Source organism: Iodobacter fluviatilis (assembly GCF_004194535.1).
Taxonomy (GTDB): Bacteria; Pseudomonadota; Gammaproteobacteria; order Burkholderiales; family Chitinibacteraceae; genus Iodobacter; species Iodobacter fluviatilis_A.
This window is the reverse complement of record NZ_CP025781.1, coordinates 2,782,257-2,792,069: the sequence shown is the minus strand read 5'-3', so window position 1 is coordinate 2,792,069 and position 9,813 is coordinate 2,782,257. Positions and strand designations below refer to the sequence as shown.

General features: G+C 50.0%; 8 protein-coding genes and 5 tRNA genes. 6 read left to right on the top strand and 7 right to left on the bottom strand.

What is annotated here, in order from left to right:
* Positions 1–28: 28 nt before the first annotated feature.
* From C1H71_RS21970 to C1H71_RS12430, 3 genes are all read left to right on the top strand, one after another.
* Complete coding sequence (locus C1H71_RS21970) at positions 29–247, top strand: helix-turn-helix domain-containing protein (RefSeq protein WP_188053240.1); 219 nt, start codon at positions 29–31, stop codon at positions 245–247.
* A complete protein-coding gene (locus tag C1H71_RS21055) occupies positions 174–401 on the top strand; it encodes a LysR substrate-binding domain-containing protein (RefSeq protein WP_130106822.1) in 228 nt (75 codons plus the stop codon). The genes C1H71_RS21970 and C1H71_RS21055 overlap by 74 nt, the downstream gene beginning before the upstream one ends.
* A gap of 186 nt (positions 402–587) precedes the next feature.
* Positions 588–818 carry a hypothetical protein gene (locus C1H71_RS12430; protein WP_130106821.1) on the top strand — a complete coding sequence of 77 codons (231 nt, stop codon included), beginning with the start codon at positions 588–590 and terminating at the stop codon, positions 816–818.
* 74 nt (positions 819–892) lie between these two features.
* Here C1H71_RS12430 and C1H71_RS12425 read toward each other — a convergent pair.
* The 7 genes from C1H71_RS12425 to alr all read right to left on the bottom strand — a co-directional run bounded on the left by C1H71_RS12425 (position 893) and on the right by alr (position 4,183).
* Positions 893–967, bottom strand: a tRNA-Glu gene (locus C1H71_RS12425).
* 25 nt (positions 968–992) lie between these two features.
* A tRNA-Arg gene (locus C1H71_RS12420) sits at positions 993–1,069 on the bottom strand.
* Between the two features lie 22 nt (positions 1,070–1,091).
* Positions 1,092–1,166: transfer RNA gene (locus tag C1H71_RS12415), tRNA-Glu, on the bottom strand.
* Positions 1,167–1,224: 58 nt separating this feature from the next.
* Positions 1,225–1,301: transfer RNA gene (locus tag C1H71_RS12410), tRNA-Arg, on the bottom strand.
* Between the two features lie 7 nt (positions 1,302–1,308).
* Positions 1,309–1,401, bottom strand: a tRNA-Ser gene (locus tag C1H71_RS12405).
* Between the two features lie 248 nt (positions 1,402–1,649).
* On the bottom strand, positions 1,650–2,876 hold the full coding sequence (locus C1H71_RS12400) for an aspartate kinase (RefSeq protein ID WP_130106820.1): 1,227 nt from the start codon (positions 2,874–2,876) through the stop codon (positions 1,650–1,652).
* Positions 2,877–3,109: 233 nt separating this feature from the next.
* Positions 3,110–4,183, bottom strand: coding sequence for an alanine racemase (gene alr, locus C1H71_RS12395; protein ID WP_130106819.1), 1,074 nt, complete (start codon positions 4,181–4,183; stop codon positions 3,110–3,112).
* Positions 4,184–4,315: 132 nt separating this feature from the next.
* Between alr and lplT the strand changes: the two genes are divergently transcribed.
* From lplT to C1H71_RS12380, 3 genes are read left to right on the top strand one after another with little or no spacing between them, the layout of a single operon-like run.
* Positions 4,316–5,608, top strand: a complete 1,293-nt coding sequence (gene lplT, locus C1H71_RS12390) for a lysophospholipid transporter LplT (protein WP_130106818.1) — start codon at positions 4,316–4,318, stop codon at positions 5,606–5,608.
* Positions 5,601–6,707, top strand: coding sequence for an efflux RND transporter periplasmic adaptor subunit (locus tag C1H71_RS12385; protein WP_130106817.1), 1,107 nt, complete (start codon positions 5,601–5,603; stop codon positions 6,705–6,707). Before lplT ends, C1H71_RS12385 begins: the two co-directional genes overlap by 8 nt.
* Positions 6,704–9,760, top strand: coding sequence for an efflux RND transporter permease subunit (locus C1H71_RS12380; protein WP_130106816.1), 3,057 nt, complete (start codon positions 6,704–6,706; stop codon positions 9,758–9,760). Before C1H71_RS12385 ends, C1H71_RS12380 begins: the two co-directional genes overlap by 4 nt.
* The last annotated feature ends 53 nt before the right edge of the window (positions 9,761–9,813 follow it).

Below are 9,813 nucleotides of genomic sequence, written 5' to 3'. Positions count from 1 at the left end.
GACGTTTCCCGGCTCAGCGCAATTGCGAATGAAACGTCAACAGACCCTAGTATGTACAACTAATTTTACTGCTGCAGCCTATTTTCTTGGCTACACAAAAAACCATATCAGCCTAAGTATAAAGCGCTTAGAAGTAGAACTTACCACCGCGCTAGTGCTACGCACTACTCACCGTGTATCGCTACCGAAGCGGGCATCCGCCTCGCCGTGCATGCCTCAGCGCTGCGCGAGATGTTGCAATATCTAAGTTAGACATTGAGGACTTGCAAGCCAAAGTAGAAGGCCCATTGCGCATTAATGCAACTCAGTCTTTTGGGCAGTCCATACTTAGCCCCATCTTGGTTGAATTTAGCTTGAAGTATCCAGATTTACGCATCGAGCTAGCAGCCTGTCGGACTTAGACGGTCGAAGCGAAAAATCGCATGATCGAGACCAGATTTTGCCGGATTTGCAGCGCCAATAACGAGTTATTGGTCAAAAATCTGGTGAAATATAGGCCGACCAGGTGATTTTGCAGCTGACTGATGCTAAATCCGACAGGCTGCTAGACACCGATCACCGTCTGAAAAACCCGATCAGCGATAGCATTGATTTTTGTATTCGCTCACGAGCACCCCTGTGATTTAGCTTCACATCAAATTTTATCTGAGCTACATCATGAGCAAGGAGGCGACTGGCGCTTAGAGCGCGAAAGAAAAATAGAGCAAATTGAGCTGCGTAGTCAATTTGTTACAGATAGCTATATGGCAGTGCCCTTTATCCAATTTGTAGTTCCAAGGATTCAGGCGCAGCTTCAACGCACTTTGGATGGAGGCTAAAATAAAGCGAGAAATTTCAGACGTAAAAAAACCACTCAACCGATAAGGTAAGTGGTTATTTACAAGACTAATACTGGCGATCCCACGGGGAATCGAACCCCGGCCGCCGCCGTGAAAGGGCAGTGTTCTAACCGCTAAACTATGGGATCGTACTTTTAATGCTATGCAAATATTTGGTACGGCTGAAGAGATTCGAACTCCTGACCCTCTGGTTCGTAGCCAGATACTCTATCCAACTGAGCTACAGCCGCAACGCTATTACTATATAATAACTGGCGATCCCACGGGGAATCGAACCCCGGCCGCCGCCGTGAAAGGGCAGTGTTCTAACCGCTAAACTATGGGATCGTACTTTTAAATATTTTCATAATTACTGATAAGTAAAAGCAAATCAGAAAAACTAAAATGGTGCGGCTGAAGAGATTCGAACTCCTGACCCTCTGGTTCGTAGCCAGATACTCTATCCAACTGAGCTACAGCCGCAAATGCTTGGCGGAGAGCAAGGGATTCGAACCCTCGATACAGGTTTTGCCCGTATGCTCCCTTAGCAGGGGAGTGCCTTCGACCACTCGGCCAACTCTCCGTCAAGGACCCGAATACTACGCAAACACCGCAAAGCCGTCAACCGCCAATCTGCAATTAATTTAAGTTTATAAGCCTTTTTCTTACACCCTAGTATTAGTCTCAAGCTAGTGGTTTGTTTTGTAAGGGTAAATAACAAGAGGCACAGAATAAAACATTCTGTGCCTCTTTGTTTAAATCTTCATCACTGCAAAAAACACGACCAAACTTTGTTTTAGCACAGAGAAAAAGCGATCAACTTTGCTAATTTTATGAAATCGACTCTAAACCAAATACCTTGTGCAGCACACGAACGGCTAACTCAAGGTACTTTTCATCGACCACTACCGAGATTTTAATCTCAGAAGTTGAAATCATTTGAATATTGATGCCTTCTTCAGCCAAGGTGCGGAACATCGTTGAAGCCACACCCACATGCGAGCGCATGCCTACGCCAACAATGGATACTTTACAAATTTTATCGTCACCATTGATCTGGCGAGCACTGATCTGGCTTTGTGCGCCTTCTAATACTTTGATCGCGCGGCCTAGATCATTTTTAGGCACAGTAAAAGAAAAATCAGTGGTGCCATCTTGGCCTACGTTTTGGATAATCATATCAACATCGATATTTGCATCCGCAACAGGGCCCAAGATTTGGTAGGCAATGCCCGGCTTGTCCGGTACACCAATCACATTGATACGTGCTTCATCGCGATTAAAGGCAATGCCGGAGATAACGGGTTTTTCCATCTTGCTGTCTTCCTCGAAGGTAATCAGCGTGCCCTCACCCTCTTCTTGGAAGGAAGACAAGACACGTAATTTCACATTGTATTTACCGGCAAATTCAACCGAACGGGTCTGCAACACCTTTGAGCCTAAGCTGGCCATTTCCAGCATCTCTTCAAAGGTGATGGTAGAAAGCTTACGTGCTTCAGGCACGACACGCGGGTCAGTGGTGTAAACGCCATCAACATCGGTATAGATCTGGCATTCGTCGGCCTTTAAAGCTGCTGCCAGAGCAACGCCTGTGGTATCCGAGCCGCCACGGCCCAAGGTGGTGATATTGCCTTGTGCATCCACGCCCTGAAAGCCTGCCACAATCACCACACGACCAGCGGCCAGATCGGCACGCATGGGTGCATCGTCAATATGTTGGATACGCGCTTTGGTGTGCGCGCTGTCGGTCAGGATTTTGACCTGAGCACCGGTGTAGCTCACCGCGTCAACACCGATTTCTTTCAGCGCCATAGCCAGTAGGCCAATGGTGACTTGCTCACCGGTTGAGACAATAACATCCAATTCACGAGGATCTGGGTTGGCCTGAATTTCTTTGGCCAGTGCAATCAGCTTATTTGTTTCGCCGGACATTGCTGAAACGGCCACCACAATATCGTGCCCTTCTGCTTTGAATTTAGCCACGCGGCGCGCCACGTTTTTAATCCGCTCGGTAGTGCCTACCGAGGTGCCACCGTATTTCTGAACAATCAATGCCATGGATCAAACCTGCTGCTTGGGTAGGTTTTAAAAGGAAGGATCATTGTAATGAAACCCGACCATCTTTTCGAGCAAGAAAACAGTTTAAGTCATTATTTATGCATGAATTGTTATGCTTGTTTGCTATAACCATCGCGGGCAAAGAATATATGTTTTAAACAAGCTCGTTAAGCCGTTTATTTGCCAGGCTTGTTAAATGTGCAAAAGCCACCCCCTATGCCGTCCATTATTGATTAATACTCAACAAAAACAGGAACACGAGCAGCTACAGCGCACATTAGCTCATAACCTATCGTTCCGGCCGCTTTTGCCACGTCATCAATCGAGAGATTTTTTCCCCACAACTCAACTTGGCTGCCTACTCCAGCTTTGGGCAACTCGCTTAGGTCTACGGCCAGCATATCCATAGAAATACGGCCAATTAAGCGGCTAGCCATCCCATCTACCAGCACCGGCGTACCCGTTGGGGCATGACGCGGGTAACCATCTGCATAACCACATGCCACCGTGCCAATCCGCATCGCACGATCAGCAATAAAGCTAGCGCCATATCCCACAGCATCACCGGCTTGCAAATTTTGCACACTGATCACTTCTGCAGTCAGTGTCATCGCGGCCTGCAGGCCTAGCTCTGTAGCGCTTTGAGTACTAAATGGGGAAGAGCCATATAAAGAAATGCCAGGGCGTACCCATTGATGATGGGTTTCAGGATAGGCCAAGAGCGCGGCAGAATTAGCTAAGGTTTTGGCCAAATCCAAGCCAGCACATGCCGTTTCAAAACGGGCATACTGCGCCGCCACACCCTGCTCAGGATCATCAGCACTGGCAAAGTGGGCCATCAGCGTAACACTGGCAACATTGCTACACTGATTCATACGTGCCAAAAGTGCTGGCGCTTGCTCAGCAGGAAAACCTAGGCGATTCATGCCGGTGTTTAATTTCAAGAAAACATGTACAGGACAAACCAGAGCCGTGGTTTCTAACCAAGCCAAGCCGCGTTCATCGTGCACCGCTAGCCAAAAGCGCTGCTCTGCACAAAGCTGTAGCTCTGCAACAGAAAAAACACCTTCTAATAATAGAATCGGCTGGGTCACCCCAAGCGCTCTTAAGGAGCGTGCTGATGGCATTTCTAGTGTGGCAAAAGCATCGGCATTGGGTAAGGCTGCAACCATATTGGCAATACCGTGTCCATATGCATTGGCCTTTACAACGGCAAATACTTTACTAGCTGGCGCACAGGCTTTGGCATGGGCATAGTTGGCAGCAAGCGCTGCAGTATGAATCACGGCGCGAATTGGGCGAGTCATGACAAAACCATCGCAAGGAAAAACCTAGAGTATAAACCTTGTTAATCAGGCGTAAGGCGCAAAAGCGACAATGCCGGCTTATACTCTTTTATGATATAAACCCCCTACTATAAAAACGGATATTGCTCCAAGATGGATCGCGGATTTTTCATTATTCTTGGCGCGCAATTTTTATCGGCGCTAGCAGACAACGCCCTTTTCTTTGCCGCGCTGGCACTCCTGAAGGAACAAAGCTCTCCTGAGTGGCATTTATCTATGCTGCTGTGGTGCTTTACTGTTTCTTATGTAGCACTTGCCCCCTTTGCTGGTTCTTTTGCAGATTCCATGCATAAAGGCAAAGCAATGATGATTTGTAATGGCATCAAGCTTGCAGGTTGCTTAGGGATGCTAGTGGGCATCCCCCCGATTATGGCCTACGCCTTAGTTGGTTTTGGCGCCGCAGCCTATTCCCCAGCCAAATACGGCATCATTACCGAATATCTTCCGCATGAAAAACTGGTTGCAGCCAATGGCTGGTTAGAAGGCGCTACGGTCAGTGCTATTATTTTTGGCACCATTTTAGGCGGTTTACTGGCCGGAGCTCATATTGCACCTTGGCTAAAAACCACCCATCTAGCTCCATACTTTAGCCCAGCTAGCTTTGCTATTGCCGCAATTATCCTGCTTTATCTCGCTGCATCTTGGCTTAACTGCTACATCCCCAAATTGAATGTAGAGCTCAAACCTCTACAACTTCAGCCTATTGCTTTAATCAAAGAATTTTGGTGCTGCGTTGTAAAACTTTGGAAAGACCCTCAGGGGCAATTATCTCTAGGTGTAACCACCTTGTTTTGGGGAGCAGGCGCCACGATGCGCTTGGTAGTATTGAACTGGGCGGTGATTTGGCTGAACTTTTCTATGGAACAAGCCACTCAGTTAGTAGCCGTTGTTGCATTTGGCATTGCAGCGGGTGCCATACTGGCTGGGCATTGCGTCCCTCTTAAAAAGGCATTTAATGTGCTGCCAGCAGGAATTGCCATGGGCATTTTGGTGATCGGCATGCTGTTTGTTCACAATACTTGGCTGGCTGCATTTTTAATGTTTATTGTGGGATGTTTATCTGGCTTCTTTGTAGTGCCTTTAAACGCCATGTTGCAACATAGAGGACATACCCTGATGGGTGCAGGGCACTCGATTGCCGTGCAAAACTTTAATGAGAATATTGGCATTCTTGTGATGGTTGGCATTCATGCCATGATGGTGAAATATTTCAGCCAGCCCATCACTGCCAACGCCAGCGCAGCCGTTGTTAATCAATTCCAAAACAGCGGAATTCCTCCTATGTACGCCATTATTACCGGCTTTGGTCTGATGGTGGCTTTAACAATGATTGCGATCACCGTACGATTCCGGCGCGGTGTTCGTGCTGGAATAATGAATGACTAAATTAAGCCTGACCCTAATTGTTTTGCTGCTTGCTGGCTGTAGCAAAGAAGCTGCGAAAGAAAAAACCGTGCGCCCACCGCAGCAAGTCATTGCCACCACGACGAAAAGTGCAGATATTGCACTTAACCTGAGTGCACAAGGCCATGTAACGCCACTTGATCAGGTAGAAATCAGGCCACAAAAAAGCGGTTTGATCCGTCAGGTACATTTTAAAGAAGGCGACCAGATCCGCGCTGGGCAGCTGTTATTTAGCCTAGATGCGCGAGAAGATGAAGCCAATGTGCGCCAAGCAGTGGCAAAACTTGCCCAAAGTCAGGCCCAACTAGCCGCTGCAGAGCGAGATTATTCGCGCTCAAAAGAGTTGGCAGCGCAAAGCTTTATCTCTAAAACAGCGCTCGATAACGCACAAAGCAAACTAGAAACGCTACAAGCCACACTCAACGCAGAACGCGCAGCGGTGGATGCCGCCAAGATCACGCTATCTTACTCACAGATCAAAGCACCACTGAGCGGACGTGCAGGTTTGGTTGAAGTGCATACCGGCAGCTATGTGCAGCCTAGCATCGCCACCCCATTGGTAAGCATCAGCCAGCTCAACCCCATTACCGTTGCCTTCAGCCTGCCTGAGCGGAACTTAAGCACCCTGCAAAACGCACCCCGCCCTATCGTCGTCAACGCACAGCTAAGCAATGGTAGCAAGCTACAAGGCAAGCTGAGCTTTATCGATAACACGGTAAATCCCAGCTCAGGCACGATTACTTTAAAAGCCGAATTTGCTAATCCTAAAAACCAGCTATGGCCAGGTGCATTTGTGCCGGTACAGGTTGCTGCGGGCACATTAAAAAATGCCGTCGTTCTGCCCGTACAAGCGGTACAAACCGGCCCAGACCAGCGCTTTGTGTTTGCCATTCAGCCAGACAAAACCGTTAAAGCGATTCCGGTTGAGTTGGTACAGGTAGAAAACGAGCGCGCCGTAGTCAGTGGCATCGGCAGCAATCAGCGAGTGGTTAAAGAAGGCGGGCAAAATCTGCGTGATGGCAGCAAGGTCAGAGAAGCCAGCGCAGCCAAGGCACAGAAACCAGCCAGTGCCGCAAAATGAATATTTCCTTACTTAGTATTAACAAACCGATCGCCACCACCCTACTCTGGCTGGCGGTGGTCGTCGCTGGGGTAGTGGCTTGGTTTAATCTGCCGATCTCTGCCCTGCCGTCTTTTAATATGCCCACCATCGAAGTGTCTGGCAGCTTGCCAGGTGCTAGCCCAGAAACCATGGCGACATCGGTGGCCACCCCGCTAGAAAAGCAATTCTCGACCATCCCCGGTTTGGCGGTTATTACCTCGAGCAGCACTCAGGGCAAGGTATCGATCACACTAGAGTTTGACGCCAATCGCAATATCGACGATGCCGCCGTCGACGTGCAAGCCGCGCTCTATCGCGCATCGCGTGGTCTGCCTAAAGATATGACCAACCCGCCCAGCTACCGCAAAGTGAACCCTGCGGATGCGCCGGTGCTGATGGTAGGGATTAACTCACCATCGATGAGCTTGGCCGAGTTGAATGATTACGGCGACAACCTGATTTCCCCCACGCTTTCCACCCTCAATGGTGTGGCGCAGGTCACAGTTTATGGGCAAAAACGCTTTGCCGTGCGGGTGCAAGTCAACCCAGAGCAATTAGCAGCAAGAGATATGACGCTGGCCGAGTTATCCGCCGCGCTTAAATCTGCCAATGCCAACAGCCCCGTTGGCCAGCTTGATGGCAAACGGCAAGTGCTGGCGCTGCAAGCCAATGAGCAGCTTAAAAATGCCGCCGACTTTGCCAATTTAATCGTTGCGCAAAAAAATAAACAACCGGTGCGCCTCGCCGATGTCGCCACGGTAGAAGACAGCGTGCAAGACGTGAAAAGCGGCAGCTGGATTAACGGCGAGCGCTCTATCGTACTGGCCGTGATGCGCCAATCAGACGCCAATACCGTGGCCGTGGTTGACGCCATTAAAGCCGCCCTGCCGCAGCTTAAAGCGCAAATGCCTGAATCGGTAAATATGCAGGTTTTAAATGACAGATCGCAATCGGTGCGCGAAGCGATTCACGATGTAAACCTCACCATGTTGCTGACTATGCTGCTGGTGGTAGGCGTGATTCTGCTGTTTTTACGCCGTGCTGCGGCCACGCTGATTCCGGCTTTGTCATTGCCCATCTCACTGATTGCCACCTTTGCACTGATGCACTGGCTGGGGTATAGCCTCGACAATATCTCGCTGATGGGGCTGACCATTGCCATTGGTTTGGTGGTGGATGATGCGATTGTGGTGCTTGAAAACATCATGCGCCACGTTGAAAACGGCATGAAGCCCATGGAAGCGGCCATTCAGGGCGCGCAGGAAGTCGGCTTTACCGTGGTCTCGATTTCGGTATCGCTGATTGCCGTGTTTATCCCGATTTTCTTTATGCCGGGCACCATTGGCCTGCTGTTCCATGAATTTGCCGCCGTCGTCACCTTAGCCATTATGGTGTCCGCCGTAGTAGCGCTCACGCTAATCCCAATGCTGGCCGCCCGTTATATTAAGCACGAAGCACCAGACGCTCATGTACCTGCGTGGAGCCGCTTTTTTGAGCGTGGTTTTAATGGCCTGCTTAGCGCGTATCAACGCACGCTAGATTGGAGCTTAAAGAGGCGCAAGCTGATGCTGGCTGTGGCGCTGGCCACCTTTGTGCTCACTGGCTGGCTGTATCAATCCATGCCCAAGGGCTTTTTCCCTGAAGAAGATCTCGGCCAAATTCAGGCCAGCTCTGAGGGCCCGCAGGATATTGCCTACCCTGCCATGCTTAAACTGCATACCGAAATCGCCGAGCGGATTCAAAAAAATCCCAATGTAAACGTGGTGGTTTCCAGTCTCTCCAGCGGCAACCGTGGCCGGATGTTTATTACCTTAAAGCCTCGCAATCAGCGGCTTTCTATGGAAAAAACCGTAGCCAGCCTGCGTAAAGACACCAGTGGTATTACCGGCATATCAGTGTTTTTTAACCCGACCCAAAACTTGAAAATTGGCGCACGTAGCTCAAAAAGCCGCTACCAATACACCCTGCAAGCCGTGCAATCGGATGAGCTAAGCGATTGGTCAGACAAGCTGATGCGCGCCATGCGCCAATCGCCGATCTTTACCGAAGTCACCTCGGACACCGAAAAGCGCGGCCTGCAAGCCCGCTTAAATATCGACCGCGATAAGGCCCAAACCTTGGGCATCGATATGCAAAACCTGCGCGAAACGCTGTACGGCGCATTTGGCGAGCGCGAAATCAGCACCATTTATCTGCCGCAAGACAGCTACTCGGTATTGATGCAGCTTGGTGACGATTATCGCCGTGATGAATCGGCGCTAAATAAGCTCTACGCCCGCAGCAATAGCGGCGTCTTAGTACCCATCTCGGCGTTTTCCAGCGTCGAGCGCATCATGACCAATAACGCCATCAACCACCAAGGCCAGCTGCCTGCGGTAACGCTGTCGTTTAATATGGCCGAAGGGAAAACACTCTCGGAAGCCGCAGCCAAGATCGAAGCGCTGAAGCAGGAAATCCAGCTGCCATCCAAAGTATTTGGCGCTTTTGCAGGGGATGCCGCCGTATTTCAGCAATCGCAAAACACCCAGCTATGGCTGATTCTAGTGGCCGTAGCAGTGATTTATGTGATCTTGGGCGTACTGTATGAAAGCTGGATACACCCGCTCACCATTTTGGCAGGTATTCCATCGGCAGCCGTTGGGGCGCTGATTGCGCTGGATATCATGAGCCTGCCGCTCACCTTTATCGCCATGGTCGGGATTTTGCTCTTGATTGGTATCGTCAAGAAAAACGCCATTATGATGATCGACTTCGCGCTAGAGGCTGAGCGCAAAGAAGGCAAAGCGCCCGTAGATGCGATTCGGGAAGCCTGCTTACTGCGATTCCGCCCCATTATGATGACTACGCTGGCCGCCATTATGGGTGCCATGCCGATTGCCATCGGCATAGGCGCAGGTGCTGAGCTACGCCAGCCCATGGGCGTGGCAGTAGTGGGCGGCTTGGTGCTGTCGCAACTCATCACCCTCTACATCACCCCTGCGCTCTACTTAAGCTTTGACGGCTTGCAAAAGCGCTGGCAGAAAGCCAGATAAGAACAAGGCCAGCGTATCTGCTGGCCTTTTTTAATATTCACTGAAACCCCAGA

Coding starts and splice junctions, on each gene's coding strand:
- C1H71_RS21970 (WP_188053240.1), top strand. CDS start 29: ATGAAACGTCAACAGACCCTAGTATGTACAACTAATTTTACTGCTGCA.
- C1H71_RS12400 (WP_130106820.1), bottom strand. CDS start 2,876: ATGGCATTGATTGTTCAGAAATACGGTGGCACCTCGGTAGGCACTACC.
- alr (WP_130106819.1), bottom strand. CDS start 4,183: ATGACTCGCCCAATTCGCGCCGTGATTCATACTGCAGCGCTTGCTGCC.
- lplT (WP_130106818.1), top strand. CDS start 4,316: ATGGATCGCGGATTTTTCATTATTCTTGGCGCGCAATTTTTATCGGCG.
- C1H71_RS12385 (WP_130106817.1), top strand. CDS start 5,601: ATGACTAAATTAAGCCTGACCCTAATTGTTTTGCTGCTTGCTGGCTGT.
- C1H71_RS12380 (WP_130106816.1), top strand. CDS start 6,704: ATGAATATTTCCTTACTTAGTATTAACAAACCGATCGCCACCACCCTA.